This window comes from Streptomyces antarcticus (assembly GCF_026627255.1).
Lineage (GTDB): Bacteria > Actinomycetota > Actinomycetes > Streptomycetales > Streptomycetaceae > Streptomyces > Streptomyces antarcticus.
The window spans coordinates 314,233-327,997 of the sequence record NZ_JAPNLM010000004.1; the positions used below are offsets into that span (position 1 = coordinate 314,233).

Sequence of the window (13,765 nt, forward strand, 5' to 3'; positions counted from 1 at the left end):
GGCCCGTCGACATGAAGCACGAAGCGACGGCCGCCCTGCCGAAGGCGGTCCCCGAGAAGACCGCCCCGGCCACCGCCCCCGCCCCCGTCCCTCCACCCGTCACCCCGCCCGAGCGGGCTTCCGGAGGGCGCCACGGCAGCCGCTGGACGCCCTGGCTCTACCTCGCACCCGCACTGGTCGTACTCGCCGCGCTGCTCGTCTACCCGATCTACCAGCTCGGCCTGATCTCCTTCCTCGAATACACCCAGGCCCAGGTCAGCGGCGGCGAACCCACCACCTTCAAGGGCCTCGGCAACTACCGGACCCTCTTCTCCGACAGCCAGTTCTGGGAGGTCCTGCTGGCGACCGTCGTGTTCGCCGCCGCCTGCGTGGTCACCACGCTGGGCGTCGGCTGCGCGCTCGCCGTTCTGCTGACCCGGGTCAGGGCGCTCCCCAGGCTCGCCCTGATGCTGGCCGCGCTCGGCGCGTGGGCGACGCCCGCCGTCACCGGCTCCACCGTCTGGGTCTTCCTCTTCGACCCCGACCACGGCCCGGTCAACCGCATGCTCGGCCTCGGAGACTTCTCCTGGACGTACGGACGCCACAGCGCCTTCGCACTCGTCCTCTTCGAAGTCGTCTGGTGCTCGTTCCCGTTCGTGATGGTGACCGTGTACGCGGGCATCAAGGCGATCCCCTCCGAGGTACTGGAGGCCGCCTCGCTGGACGGCGCCTCCCAGTGGCGGACCTGGCGCTCCGTCATCGCGCCGATGCTGCGGCCCATCCTCATCGTCGTCACCATCCAGTCGATCATCTGGGACTTCAAGGTCTTCACCCAGATCTACGTGATGACCGCCGGCGGGGGAATCGCCGGACAGAACCTCGTCCTTAACGTGTACGCGTACCAGAAGGCCTTCGCGTCCTCGCAGTACAGCCTGGGCTCGGCGATCGGCATCGTCATGCTGCTGATCCTCCTGACCGTCACCCTCGTCTATCTGCGCCTCATGCGACGTCAGGGAGAAGAACTGTGAGCCGCACCGTCACACCGGCCGTTCCCCCCACGCCCACGCCCACGACCGGGGCCGCGTCCACGACCGGGGCCGGAGCCGCCACCGGAGCCGGTGCCTCCACGGCTCCGACCGGCAGGCTCCGCGTCCGCCGCCCGTGGCGGCTGGCCGCCGAGGCGTCCGCGCTCGTCGTCGCGGTGGTCGTGGCGTTCCCGCTGTACTGGATGGTGCTCTCCGCCTTCAAACCCGCCGGTGAGATCCAGTCGACCGAGGCGCGCCCCTGGACGCTGTCCCCGTCGCTCGACTCGTTCCGCCGGGTGTTCGAGCAGCAGGAATTCGGGCGCTACTTCCTCAACAGCCTCTTCGTCGCGGGATCCGTGGTCCTCGCGTCCGCGCTGATCGCCTTCCTCGCGGCGACGGCGGTCACCCGTTTCCGCTTCAGGTTCCGGACGACCCTGCTCATCATGTTCCTCGTCGCGCAGATGGTGCCGATCGAGGCCCTGACGATCCCGCTGTTCTTCCTGATGCGGGACACCGGCCAGCTCAACACGCTCTGGTCGCTGGTCCTGCCCCACATCGCCTTCTCACTGCCGTTCGCCATCTGGATGCTGCGCGGCTTCGTGAAGGCGGTTCCCGAGGCGCTGGAGGAGGCCGCCTGCATCGACGGCGCGAGCCGCACGCGCTTCCTGTGGCAGATCCTCTTCCCCCTCGTCTTCCCGGGGCTCGTGGCGACGAGCGTCTTCTCCTTCATCTCCACCTGGAACGACTTCCTCTTCGCCAAGTCGTTCATCATCAGCGACACCTCCCAGTCCACCCTCCCGATGGCGCTGCTGGTGTTCTTCAAACCGGACGAGAACGACTGGGGCGGCATCATGGCCGGCTCCACGGTGATGACGGTGCCGGTGCTGGTCTTCTTCGTACTCGTCCAACGCCGCCTGGTGTCCGGCCTCGGCGGCGCGGTGAAGGACTGAGCCGGGCCACCGGCCGCCGGGGTCGTTCACCCGGCCCGCCCACCGAAGTCGATCACCGGGGCGCGGCCCTGCGCCCTTCGTGCCTCCCCGCGCCCCGGTGGGCCGCCGTTGACAGCTGACCGGCCACGTGCGAAAAAGACGAGTAGGCCGTGTTCGGCCACATGTCCCCTCCTCGACGCGACGTACTACGCCTCGCGGCCCGGCCGCCACCGCGCGCCCCTGCGAACCGGGCCGAGCCCGCGCGAAGCACCTCCACGCGCACCAGCCGAACGGTCGGCATGCCACCACATACGTGAACGGACGGCCCTCCCTTGACCATGATTCCCGGATCCCGTGTCGCGGGGCGGACCTGGACGGTCCGCCTGACCGGCCACGGAGACCACACCGTCTCCGTCTCCTGCAGCGTCGAGGCGTGCCGCATGCCGCCCCGGTCGAAGGACATCGCGGCCATGCGGCGCTTCGCCGCCGAGCACGTTCGCGCGCACGCCCGGCTCGCGACGGTCCGCCCCAACGCCGCGTGTGCCTGCGGGGCCGCCGGATGCGCCTTCCACGAAGACGCCCGCGCAGCCTGTTCGGGCGCCCCGCTGCTGCTCCTCGTCCACAACCCGGCCGTCGGCCAGGTGTGGACCCTCGCGGAGATCTGCCAGGCGTGCGCGCCCCTGATCTCGCACGTCACCGTCCTCGGCCGCTCCCGGCGCCCGGTCGCCGGCGGCGCCGTGCCGAACGCGTCCGCGTCCCCTTCCCCCTCTTCCTCCTCTTCCCCCTTCTCCTCCGGCTCCGCCCCGGCCGATCCTGGTCCGGCGCGGGTGTCCGTGCCCGGCGGGTTCTCCTCGCCCGAAGCGGCGCCCGAGGCCGTCGCCCGCCGACGCCCCCACACGGGGAACTCCCGCCGTCGGGCTCGCTGACCTCGGGCCGGCGAGCACGACGGCGCTACGGGGGTGTGCCGTCGTCGGCCTGCCGGGGGATGTCCGTGCCGTGGTGCCCGTGGCCGGGCCCGTCCCCGCCCCCTGTCTCCGGGCCGGTCCCGCCCTTGTTCCCGGCGGCGGGCTCGATGGTGTCCGGCGCGGCGGTTCCCGAGGCGCCGCGCGACCTGAGGTATCCGATCACGGTGTTGCCGACGGCCACGAGCGGCACCGCCACGACGGCCCCGCCGATCCCCGCGACGGTGGCGCCGGTGGCGACGGCGAGGACCACGGCCAGCGGATGGACCCGTACGGCCCGTCCGAGGATGAACGGCTGGAGCACGTGTCCCTCGATCTGCTGCACCACGAGCACGATCACCAGCGCCATGAGCGCGGTGAAGACTCCCTGGGTGACGAGGGCGACGACGACCGCCAGCGCGCCCGAGGCGACCGCACCGACCAGCGGCACGAAGGACGCGAGGAAGATCAGGACGGCGATGGGCACGGCGAGCGGCACGTCGAGGATGTAGATGCCGACACCGATGAACACGGCGTCGATCAGGGCGACGATGACGGTTCCGCGGACGTACGCGGTGAGCGTCCGCCAGGCGCGCGGCCCGGCTCCCGCCAGACCCGGACGGGCCGAGGACGGGACCAGCTTGAGCGTCCAGTCCCAGATGCGCGCGCCGTCGTAGAGCAGGAAGAGGGTGCAGAACATGGCCAGCAGCAGGCCGGTGAGGCCTTCGACCAGTACGGTCACGCCCTGCAGACCGGTGGAGGTGATCGCGCTCGTGCTGGTGCCGATGCTGTCGCTCAGCCGGTCGGCGACGTCGTTGATCTGCCCTTCCGTGACGTGCAGCGGGCTGTCGACGAGCCACTGTTTGAGCTCGCCGATGCCCTCCTGAACCCGGCCGGAGAGGGTGTCGAGGTTGTCGAGCACCTGCCAGACGACGAACCATCCGACGAGTCCGAGGACGACGAACCCGCACACGGCGGTCAGCGCGGTGGCCACCCCGCGCGGCACGCCGCGCCGCTGGAGCCGTGCGACGGTCGGCTGGAGCAGCGCGGTGATCAGGAGGGAGACCGCGAAGGCGAGCACGACCAGCCGCACCGCGCCGATCACCCGCATCAGCACCCAGACGGTGGCGGCCAGCACCAGGAGCCGCCAGCCGGCCTCGGCGGCCACGCGCACGCCCCACGGCACCGCGTCGGCGGCGTCCCGGGCCGCGATGCGGTCCGAACGCCGCTCCTCGACCTGGATGGCGTCGTCCCACGCCTCGACGTACTCCGCTTCCTGGCGGGCCTGGAGCCGGGCACGGCGGTCACTTATGCCCGCGACACCCGCCTTGGCCCGGCCGAGCCATCCGTCCGGGCCGAGCGATCGAGGTGGATTCACCACGGATTCCTTCTTTTCGTTTCGTTGCGAACTGCATGCCGGAAACCGTGATCGGCTCCCGGGCGCCGACGCGACGGCCGACTCCAGCGCGGTCTCGCGACGGCCGACTCCAGGGCGGTCTCGCGACGGCCGACTCCAGGGCGGTCTCCAGTGGCCCGGGCAGTTGCCGGGGCCACCCGGTCAGCGCCGTCGCCGGAGGGTCACCTTCCGCCGCTCCGGGCGAACTCGCGGAACAGGACGGCCAGAGCAACAGCCATGACCAGCAGATGCACCCATGCCTGGTTCACCGCAACCTCCTCGCTGGGGCGGGCTGCGCGCCACGCCCGTAACCGGCTGCCCCGCGCGTACGGACGACTGCCCGTGTCGCCGGAGCGGACCGCCTGCCGATCCGCCGCCGGACGGCGATCCCTCGACTCGACGCTGTGCAGCACGAGTGCCCCCGATGCGCCGCCTTACGCGCCGCCCGCTCGGAAGCCCGCCCGGGACGGCTGCCTCACAGGAGCCGTCGGCCGGGCCCGCGCAAAACGGCCTGCGCGGGGCACACGCCCATGGACCAGGCGCGCCCGGCCTCCCCGCGCACCGGACGGCGGCTGCCGGACGCGTCGGCGGCCGAGCGCCTGCCGCCCCCCTGGACCCCGCCGGAAACCGGAGAGACCCGATGACCGTGACCCCGTACCTCGTCTACGCCCGCGAACCCCTCCCGGCTGCCGGGCCCAGTGTCTTCCTCGCCGGGCCCACCCCGCGCGCCGACCAGCCCGCCCCGTCCTGGCGGCCCGACGCGATCGGGGAACTCGCCGCCCAGTGGGCGGGCCCGCAGCGGCTGACCGTACTGAGCCCGGAGTCCCGGGGAGGGGTCCGCGCCGCCGACTACGACGACCAGGTCGACTGGGAGACCGACGCCCGCCGGCACGCCGACGCGATCCTCTTCTGGATCCCCCGCGACCTCGCGTCCCTTCCCGGCTTCACCACCAACGTCGAGTTCGGCCTCGACGTCGGCACGGGCCGGGCCGTCCTCGGTTGTCCGCCCGACTGCCCCAACCCCGAACGCAATCGCTACCTCATTCACGTCGCCCGCCGCCACGGCGTCCCGGTCCGGGAGACCCTGCACGACACCGTGGCCGCCGCGCTCACCCTTCTCACGGCTCGGACCGCCGGATAGGCCGTGACGGTCGGTCGCCGGTCGCCGGTCGCCGGTCGCCGGTTGCCGGTCGCCGGTCGGGCCGGTCGGGCCGTTCGGGCCGAGGCCGCGGGCCGGACGTGATTCAGGCAGGCGGGGAGGGCCGTCTGGCGTCCACCAGTGCGGCCACGAGATGCGCCCGCTCGGCCATCGAGGCGATCACCAGGTACTCGTGGTCGGCGTGGGCGCCGCCGCCGACGGCCCCGAGGCCGTCGAGGGTCGGTACGCCGAGCGCGGCCGTGAAGTTGCCGTCGCTGCCTCCGCCGACCGCCCTGCCCTCGAGGCCGGGAAGCAGGCGTCCGGCCAGTGCGAAGAGCTCGGCCGATGCGGACTCGGGCATCGGGGGCCGGCCGATGCCGCCCCGTACGGTGATCCTCGCCCCGTCGAGACGCGGAGTCAGTGCCGCGAACGCGGACTCGATCCGTTCGGTCTCGTCGGCCGACTCGACCCGTACGTCGACGGTGACGGTCGCCTCCGCGGGAACGACGTTGTCCAGGGTTCCCGCGGACGCGACGGTCGGGGTGACGGTCGTGCCGACGTCGGGGCGGCCGAGTCCTGCGATGGCCAGTACCTGGTGTGACGCCTCGACCAGGGCGTTCACGCCGGCCGCGGGCTCGAGGCCCGCGTGTGACGCCCGGCCCGCGATGGAGACCTCGAACGTGCCGCAGCCCTTGCGGCCCGTCTTGAGACCCCCGCCGTCGGCAGCTCCCTCGAGTACGAGCACGGTTCCGCAGGCAAGGGCCCGTTCCTCGATGAGGGCGCGCGAGGTGCGCGAGCCGACCTCCTCGTCGGCGGACACCAGGATCTCCACGCCTGACAGGTCGTCGAGAGTCGCCAGGCCGTGCACGGCCTGCACGAGACCGCCGAGCATGTCGAAGACGCCGGGTCCGGTCACGTGCCCGTCCCGCACGGTGAACGGGCGTCGCTCAAGGGTGCCGAGCGGGAACACGGTGTCGTGGTGACCGAGGATCAGGACGTGGGGCTCGCCCCCGGCCGACCAGTGGACGTGCGGCCCGGCTTCGCTCTCCACCAGCTCGGCGTGCCCGCCCAGGCGGCTCTCGATGACGGCGGCGACGGCTTTGGCCGAGGACGTCAGGGCGTCGGCGTCGCGCGAGGGGGACTCGACCTCGACGAGCGTCCGGAGGTCCTCGATCATCGCGTCCACACTCACGCCGGCGGCCTTTTGCATGCTCATGCCGAAAGGGTAGCGGGCGGGCCCGCCCCGTTCGGCGGCGGTCGGCCGGCGTACGGATCACCGCCTCGTGCGGCGTCTCTCCATGAACACGCCGAGGGCGGCACACGCCACGAACGCGACCGTGAGGACGCCCCGGAGGGCCACCGCGCCCCGGCGGCGGCCGGTACCCGCGGTCTCAGCGCCAGGACGGGTGACCCTCGGAGGCGCCGTCGGCGGTGAGGGCGCGTTCGCCGGTCTTGTCCGCGCGGATGGCCCAGACCACCGGCTTCTCGTACGGGCCGCGGACGAAGGCGACCCAGCCGCCGTCGACGGACCAGGCCGGGTCCATCTCGTGCGCACCGGTGGCCACCAGGGCGCGGTCGTCGGCTCCGTCCGCGGCCACGAGACGGATGTCGCCCTGGGTGCCCTGGCCGGAGGTGCCCGCGGTGTAGGCGAAGGTACTGCCGTCCGGGGACCACACGGGGTCGAGCGCCGGGTGGGGCAGCCTCGTCACCTGCTCGGGGGCGCGGCCCGGTGCCGCCGGGTCGACCAGGTGGATCTGCCAGTTCTCGGGCTCGGTCTGCAGGCAGACGGCGATGCGTTTGCCGTCCGGCGACCACGCCGGATCCTCGACCGGGCCGGTGCCCGCGGTGAGTTGCTGAGCGGCGCCGTCGGAGACGTTCACCGCGAACAGCTGCTGGACGCCGTCCTTCTTTCGCAGCACGGCGAGCCGGGTGCCGTCCGGCGACCACGTCACCCTGCCGCCTGCGATGGGGGCGATCCGCCGCGCGTTCGAGCCGTCGGCGTTCGCCGTCCAGACGGACGCCCCCTCGGACGTGGTCCGCGTGAAGGCGAACGACGTGCGGTCGGGGGACCACTGGGGCAGGACGTCGCAGGCCCTCCCCGGGACGAGCCGGCGGGGCGTGTCCGTCGCCGCGTCGCGGCGTGAGATCACGCCGTGACACGTCGCGGGCCAGCCGGGGGCGGTGTCCTGACGGATCAGAAGCGGGTCGGTCGGGAAGGGTGCCGGAGTCGGCGCGGCGCTGCCGCTGGGGGTGGGAGTGGGGGCACCCGGCTTGGCACCGTCGTCGGAGGACCCGTTCCAGGGTTGCCAGAGGAACAGGCCCCCGATCGCGAGAGCGGCCAGGAGCGCCGCCCCGACCACCGCGCGGCGGCCGCGCCGGGGTCCGGCCCTGCCCCGGACCGCAGGCCGCTCCGTGTCCGGCCCGCCGGGCACGGTGACGGCCTGCCACGCGTCCGCGCCGCCGGGACCGTGTCCGGGGTCGGCGCCGGGTCCGGACACGGGTCCGGCCGAGGAACCGCTCGCGGGGACGGGTACGGGGACGGATCCGGGTACGTCGGTCGCGGTGGGGGCCGGAGCGGCCGCACCGGCCGGTCGGCCGGCGGACCCGGACCCGGACCCGGACCCGGAGCCGGTCGCCGTGGTCGCGGGGCGCGTGGGTCGCGTACGGGGGTCGGGAGTGGCCGGAGCGCCGGCCCGCGGATCGGGTGTGGCCGTGGCCGCGGTCTGCGGGGTCGTCGCGGGGACTTCCGGCGCCGGTACGGGCCACGGGGTGTCCGGCCCGTCCCGTACGTCAGCCGTACCCGGCTGCTCCGCCGGGTCGTGCCGCGGGAGCAGCTGCGTGGCCTCGTCCGGCAGCCAGCCGTCACCGGCCGGGTGGCGGACCGTCAGCCGGCCGAGGAACGCCGTCGGGGTGGGCCGCGCCCCGGGGTCCTTGGACAGACAGGCGGCGATGGCCTCGCGGAGTTCGTCGGGGATGGCGGCCAGGTCCGGTTCCTCGTGCACGACCTTGTAGTGCCGGGCCGCCGACGGGCCGTCGCCGAAGGGGGAGCAGCCCGCGGCCTGGGCGAGCACCACTCCCAGGGCGAACATGTCCACCGCGGGAGTGACGATGCCACTGGTGAGCTGCTCCGGCGCCAGGAATCCCGGCGTGCCGATCTGCAGCCCGGTCTGGGTCAGCGCCGTCCCGTCGAGAGCGCGCGCGATGCCGAAGTCGATGACGCGCGGCCCGTCCTCGGCGACGATGATGTTCGCGGGTTTGAGGTCGCGGTGGATCACCCCGGCCCGGTGGATCGCCTCCAGTGCCTCGGCGAGACCGGCGGCCAGGACCGTCAGCGTGTCCACGGGGAGCGCCCCGACGCGGGCGAGGACCGCTTGCAGGGTGGGGCCCGGTACGAAGGCCGTCACCAGCCAGGCCGGATCGCCTTCCGGCTCTGCGTCGACGACCGGCGCCGTGTGGAATCCGCCGACCCGCCGGGCGGCCGCCACCTCGGCGGCGAACCGGCGCTTGAAGCCGGGCTCCGTGCTCAGCTCGGGACGTACGACCTTGACGGCCACCGCGCGGCCGGACCGGGAACGGCCCAGGTAGACCACGCCCATGCCCCCCTGGCCGAGCCGTCCCACCAGCCGATAGCGGCCCTCGCCTACCGAGATGGGATCGCCCGTTTCGAGCGGCTTCATGTTTCCCCCGTTTCGAACCCCGTGCCGTGACAGCATCTCCCTACCTGCCGCGCCGCGTACCCGTCAAGCGGAGCCGTGCGGTCCTCGGTGTGGGTCGTGGGGCAGCGGCGTGCGGGCTGGCGCAGCCGGTGTGCCCGGCGCCCGACCGGGGTCGGTCCAGGGCTCGACGGGATCCGGTCGCTCCGCCACGGGGAACCGGCCGCGGCGACTTCCGGTCACGGCTCGTCGGGGCAGCCGGTCGGGGCAGCCGGTCGGGGCTCGGTGGCGGTGCTGGTCGGGGCTCGGCGGTAGCCGGTCAGGGCTTGGTGGCGGTGAGGACGCCGATCTTGTCGAGGCGGTGTTCTGGATTGTTCTGCGCGTCCCGCCAGAAGTTGCCCGCCGCGTCGTCCTCCGGCGTGAGGCAGGTGGTCACCGTGATCATCGCCCGGGTAGGCGCCGCGCCGGGAGAGCCGGGTACCGCGGCGCGCTGCGCGGCCATCGAGGCCTGCGCGCGGAAGGACGTCGTCCGGGTCGCGGTGATCGTGTACTGGTACGTCACGCCGCCGGCCGTGACGAACACGGACGCGCCCGTCGGCAGCGACGGCAGGGCCCGCAGCGGCCCGCCCGCAGTGATCCGGTGCCCGGTCACGATGTAGTTGCCCACGTCGCCGGGTCCGACCCCGCCGCCGGGACCGTACGGGCTGGCCGCGCCCCCCTGGTCCTGGATCCGGGTGCCCGGCGCGTCGTCGGGGCTGCCCGGGTACGGGATCACGGGCAGCCCGGACACCCCGATGGCGGGGATCGACAGCGAGGCCGTCTGTACGAGCGCGGCGGCCCGGGCGGGCGCGGAGGCGGACCCGGACGGGAACGCGGGCGCGCTCGGAGCCGCCAGCAGGACGACGAGCGCGGCGCCGGCGAGAGCCGCGGGCATGGTACGGGAGGCGAGGAACGGCATTCGGGTCATGGCGGCGTCCATGGGTCGGCCGGGCCGCGCGGGGTCAGTCAGGCCCGGTTGGCCCTTCCAGCGTCGCACGCGGCAGCGGATGCGGCAGCGGCAGAGCGGCACCGGCCCGCCGGGACCCCGGGCCGCTTCGTGACGGCCACCACCCGATGATCCCCTGCTGCCGCCCAGGGCCGGTACCACCGGATGCGCCGCTCGGCCGGATGTACGGTGCCCAGGCTGCCACCGGCCGCCCAGTAGAGCCAGACCAGGCCGACCGCCGCTGCCACGGCAGAGGGGCAAGGCCGGTCCGTGCGCGGGCCGTTGCCGACCCGCAGGCGAGAGCCCGGCCGGCGGCGCCGCGGGCAGGCGGGGATGGCATGGGCCAGCCCCAGCCCCATGCCGAGGAAACCGCACTCCATCAGCAGCCCCTCCCACGCCGGCACACCCGGATCCCCGGCCCCACCCCCGCCACCGCCATCGCCCCGCGAGTCACCGCCCGCGTCCAGGAGCGCACCGATGACGCCGAACGGCAGGAGCGAGACGAGGAACCCCGACCCCACTCAGGCGCCAGAGCGCGACCGGCGCCCCCGGTATCCGCTTCCCCCACGGCCGCAGCAGGGCGAGCGCCGGCGTGATGCCGATCGCCGCCATGCCGATCGCCGCTATGCCGATCGTGACGGTGTTGAGGGCCAGCCACTCCGCCACGCCGAACCCCCGGCCGGCGGGGAGCACCCCGACGAGGGAGCCGACCACCCACAACACCATGATCAGGAGGTACGGGGTCAGCGCCAGCGCCGCCCCGCAGGCCGCCCGCCGGCCACACCTGTCCCATCGGTCCATTCGAACTCCCCCTCCAGCAGCAGGAATTCCATGCTCCAACGCCACCGGGCCCGGCCACGTCCCCCACCGGAGCGATCGGTCTCCCCCGCCCGGGGGAGAGCGCCGAAGGGGAGATCGTGCCGGTCCGCGACCACCGGGATTCGCGATCATGGCCGGATGTGTCTCCCCAGCCCCGGAACGCATCACGAATGATCCCTCGCCGCACGCCACCCGTGGCTTACGATCTCGGCGGACGGTCTCGTCCCGCGACCGCCGCACGCCCCGCACTCGTGGAGGTCAACCGTGTTCCGGACGGCCAGAGGAAACCGCAGCAGCTTCCGCATCCGCACCGCAGCCGGCGCCGCCGCGGCGTGCGCGCTCCTCGTCGCGGGCTGTTCCTCCGGTGGCGAGGGGGCCGGTGAGGCGGCCGGCGGGGTCCCCGTCGTCGAGAAGGGCCACCTGACCACCTGCACCCACCTGCCCTACCCGCCGTTCCAGTTCGAGCAGGACGGCAAGGTCGTCGGTTTCGACGTGGCCCTGGTCGACCTTGTCGCGAGCAGGCTCAAGGTCGAGCAGAAGATCCTCGACACGCCCTTCGAGAACTTCAAGACGGGCGCCTTCCTGAACTCCGGCGAGTGCGACCTCGCCGCGGCCGGCATGACCATCACCGACGAGCGCAAGAAGAACGTCGACTTCTCCGTCCCGTACTTCGACGCGACGCAGGCGCTCCTCGCCACCAAGAAGAGCGGCGTCACCTCCCTCGCCGACGTCAAGGCCACGTCGAAGAAGCTGGGAGCCCAGGCCGAGACCACCGGCGAGAGCTACGCCAAGGCCCAGGGCTTCGACCCGGTCGCCTTCGAAAGCTCGGACGCGGTGCTCAACGGGCTGCGCACGGGGCAGGTCGACGCGGTGGTCATCGACTACCCGGTCGTCCAGGGATGGCTCAAGGACCCCAAGAACGCCGCCGAGTTCGCGCTCGGACAGAGCATCGAGACCGGTGAGCAGTACGGCTTCTCGGTGAAGAAGGGCAACACCGCCCTCGTGGCGGCGATCGACAAGGCGATCACGGACGCCAAGGCCGACGGCACCTACAAGAAGCTGTACGAGCAGTGGATCGGGCCGCTGCCCCAGGCCACGCCGTGACGTCCCGCCTGACCCGGCGGCAGCGGCGCCGGATCTCGCAGGGCATCCAGTACGCGGTCTTCGTCGCCGTGCTGGTCCTGATCGGTGTCCTTGCCGACTGGGACCGGCTCCAGAACCAGTTCGCGCAGAAGGACCTGGCACTCCGCCTCTTCCCGGAGATCATCACCACCGCTCTGCGCAACACGGTGATCTACACGATGTCCGGGTTCCTGCTCGGCCTGGTGCTCGGCCTGGTCATCGCGATGATGAGGCTGTCCTCGGTAGCCCCCTACCGGTGGGTCGCGAGCGTCTACATCGAGCTGTTCCGGGGCCTCCCCGCCCTGCTGATCTTCATCTTCGTGGGCGTGGCGGTACCGCTGGCGTTCCCCGGCACCGAGATCCCCGGCGGTACGTACGGCAAGGTGGCCCTCGGTCTCGGCCTGGTGGCGGCGGCGTACATGGCGGAAACGATTCGGGCCGGCATCCAGGCGGTTCCCAAGGGGCAGATGGAGGCGGCCCGTTCACTGGGCTTCTCGCACGCCCGCGCCATGGTGTCCGTGATCATCCCGCAGGCCTTCCGCATCGTCATCCCGCCGCTGACGAACGAACTGGTCCTGCTGTTCAAGGACTCCTCGCTGGTGCTGTTCCTGGGCGTGACCCTGCAGGAGCGGGAACTGACGAAGTTCGGACGGGACCTCGCCAGCCAGACCGCGAACTCCACCCCCATCCTCGTCGCCGGCCTCTGCTACCTCCTGGTGACCGTGCCGCTGAGCTTCGTGGTGCGCCGCCTCGAGGCCCGCGCGGACAAGGCCGTGTGAGGACCAGATGCCACGGAAGACGGAAGCGGTGGACGACACGATGGCCACGGACCGCCCGGAGATCGAGATCCGGGGACTGCACAAGTCCTTCGGTGACAACCACGTGCTGCGCGGGATCGACCTGGAGGTCGCCCGAGGCGAGGTGGTGTGCGTCATCGGGCCCTCGGGCTCGGGCAAGTCGACGCTGCTGCGCTGTGTGAACCTGCTGGAGGAGCCGAGCGGGGGACAGGTCTTCGTGGGAGGCACCGAGGTCACCGACCTCGACGTCGACATCGACGCCGTACGCCGCCGCATCGGCATGGTCTTCCAGCAGTTCAACCTCTTCCCGCACGTGAGCGTCACGGAGAACCTCACCCTGCCCCAGCGCCGGGTGCTGGGCAGGGACAAGGCGCGGTCCGCCGCCGTCGCCCTGGAGAACCTGAAACGCGTCGGGCTCGCCGACAAGGCCGACGCCTACCCGGCACAGCTGTCCGGCGGCCAGCAGCAGCGGGTGGCCATCGCGCGGGCCCTGTCGATGGGGCCGGAGGTGATGCTCTTCGACGAGCCGACGTCGGCGCTCGACCCCGAACTCGTCGGCGAGGTGCTGTCGGTGATGCGGGTACTGGCGGGCGAGGGCATGACGATGATGGTCGTCACCCACGAGATGAGCTTCGCCCGCGAGGTCGCGGACCGCGTCGTGTTCATGGACGGCGGAGTCATCGTCGAGCAGGGCCCGGCGGCGCAGGTGGTCGGCCACCCGCGGCAGGAGCGCACCCGGAACTTCCTCAACCGCATCCTGGACCCGGCGGCGGCCGGCGCACCCGCCGACGACGGCCGCCGGCCGAGGGCGGAGGACGGCGGGTCCGGCACGGGGTGACCCCCACCCCCACGGCGAAGCCGCCGCGGCGCAGCTCATCGCCGTCACGGGGCTGACGGCGCCGACCTGCCCGCGGGCGGCCTGGACGCGGTCCGGCCGCAGTCCGTGACGGTGTTCGCCGTCCTCGTCCTCGGGGCTTCGCC

The 13,765-nt window shown here is 72.9% G+C and carries 12 protein-coding genes; 7 read left to right on the forward strand and 5 right to left on the reverse strand.

Annotation, left to right across the window (positions count from 1 at the left end; all coding sequences use genetic code 11):
- Positions 1 to 11 precede the first annotated feature (11 nt).
- The 3 genes from OTB16_RS09420 (at position 12) to OTB16_RS09430 (ending at position 2,859) form a co-directional block, all read left to right on the forward strand.
- Positions 12 to 1,007: a carbohydrate ABC transporter permease gene (locus tag OTB16_RS09420; protein WP_267719527.1), complete on the forward strand. Its 996-nt coding sequence runs from the start codon at positions 12 to 14 to the stop codon at positions 1,005 to 1,007.
- A 140-nt stretch (positions 1,008 to 1,147) separates the two neighbouring features.
- Positions 1,148 to 1,954, forward strand: a complete 807-nt coding sequence (locus tag OTB16_RS09425; protein WP_267719638.1) for a carbohydrate ABC transporter permease — start codon at positions 1,148 to 1,150, stop codon at positions 1,952 to 1,954.
- 317 nt (positions 1,955 to 2,271) lie between these two features.
- On the forward strand, positions 2,272 to 2,859 hold the full coding sequence (locus OTB16_RS09430; RefSeq protein WP_267719639.1) for a hypothetical protein: 588 nt from the start codon (positions 2,272 to 2,274) through the stop codon (positions 2,857 to 2,859).
- Positions 2,860 to 2,884: 25 nt separating this feature from the next.
- Here the strand turns inward: OTB16_RS09430 and OTB16_RS09435 are convergent, their stop codons facing one another.
- Entirely contained in the window at positions 2,885 to 4,252 is a 1,368-nt protein-coding gene (locus tag OTB16_RS09435) for an AI-2E family transporter (RefSeq protein ID WP_267719528.1), read from the reverse strand.
- Between the two features lie 658 nt (positions 4,253 to 4,910).
- On the opposite strand from OTB16_RS09435, the gene OTB16_RS09440 reads away from it, so the two are divergent.
- Entirely contained in the window at positions 4,911 to 5,411 is a 501-nt protein-coding gene (locus OTB16_RS09440) for a nucleoside 2-deoxyribosyltransferase domain-containing protein (protein WP_267719529.1), read from the forward strand.
- 103 nt (positions 5,412 to 5,514) lie between these two features.
- On the opposite strand, the gene OTB16_RS09445 is transcribed toward OTB16_RS09440, so the two are convergent.
- The 4 genes from OTB16_RS09445 to OTB16_RS09460 all read right to left on the reverse strand — a co-directional run bounded on the left by OTB16_RS09445 (position 5,515) and on the right by OTB16_RS09460 (position 10,847).
- Positions 5,515 to 6,624, reverse strand: coding sequence for a M20 family metallopeptidase (locus OTB16_RS09445; RefSeq protein WP_267719530.1), 1,110 nt, complete (start codon positions 6,622 to 6,624; stop codon positions 5,515 to 5,517).
- 175 nt (positions 6,625 to 6,799) lie between these two features.
- Positions 6,800 to 9,085 carry a protein kinase domain-containing protein gene (locus OTB16_RS09450; protein WP_267719531.1) on the reverse strand — a complete coding sequence of 762 codons (2,286 nt, stop codon included), beginning with the start codon at positions 9,083 to 9,085 and terminating at the stop codon, positions 6,800 to 6,802.
- A 295-nt stretch (positions 9,086 to 9,380) separates the two neighbouring features.
- A complete protein-coding gene (locus OTB16_RS09455; RefSeq protein WP_267719532.1) occupies positions 9,381 to 10,028 on the reverse strand; it encodes a sortase domain-containing protein in 648 nt (215 codons plus the stop codon).
- A gap of 468 nt (positions 10,029 to 10,496) precedes the next feature.
- Positions 10,497 to 10,847 (reverse strand): hypothetical protein, encoded by a 351-nt coding sequence (locus tag OTB16_RS09460; protein ID WP_267719533.1) that lies wholly within the window; start codon positions 10,845 to 10,847, stop codon positions 10,497 to 10,499.
- Positions 10,848 to 11,129: 282 nt separating this feature from the next.
- On the opposite strand from OTB16_RS09460, the gene OTB16_RS09465 reads away from it, so the two are divergent.
- Genes OTB16_RS09465 through OTB16_RS09475 form a run of 3 tightly spaced genes read left to right on the forward strand, consistent with a single transcriptional unit; the run spans position 11,130 to position 13,622 of the window.
- A complete protein-coding gene (locus tag OTB16_RS09465) occupies positions 11,130 to 11,969 on the forward strand; it encodes an ABC transporter substrate-binding protein (protein ID WP_267719534.1) in 840 nt (279 codons plus the stop codon).
- Positions 11,936 to 12,766, forward strand: a complete 831-nt coding sequence (locus OTB16_RS09470; RefSeq protein ID WP_420717654.1) for an amino acid ABC transporter permease — start codon at positions 11,936 to 11,938, stop codon at positions 12,764 to 12,766. The genes OTB16_RS09465 and OTB16_RS09470 overlap by 34 nt, the downstream gene beginning before the upstream one ends.
- A gap of 7 nt (positions 12,767 to 12,773) precedes the next feature.
- Positions 12,774 to 13,622 (forward strand): amino acid ABC transporter ATP-binding protein, encoded by an 849-nt coding sequence (locus OTB16_RS09475; RefSeq protein ID WP_420717655.1) that lies wholly within the window; start codon positions 12,774 to 12,776, stop codon positions 13,620 to 13,622.
- Positions 13,623 to 13,765 lie beyond the last annotated feature (143 nt).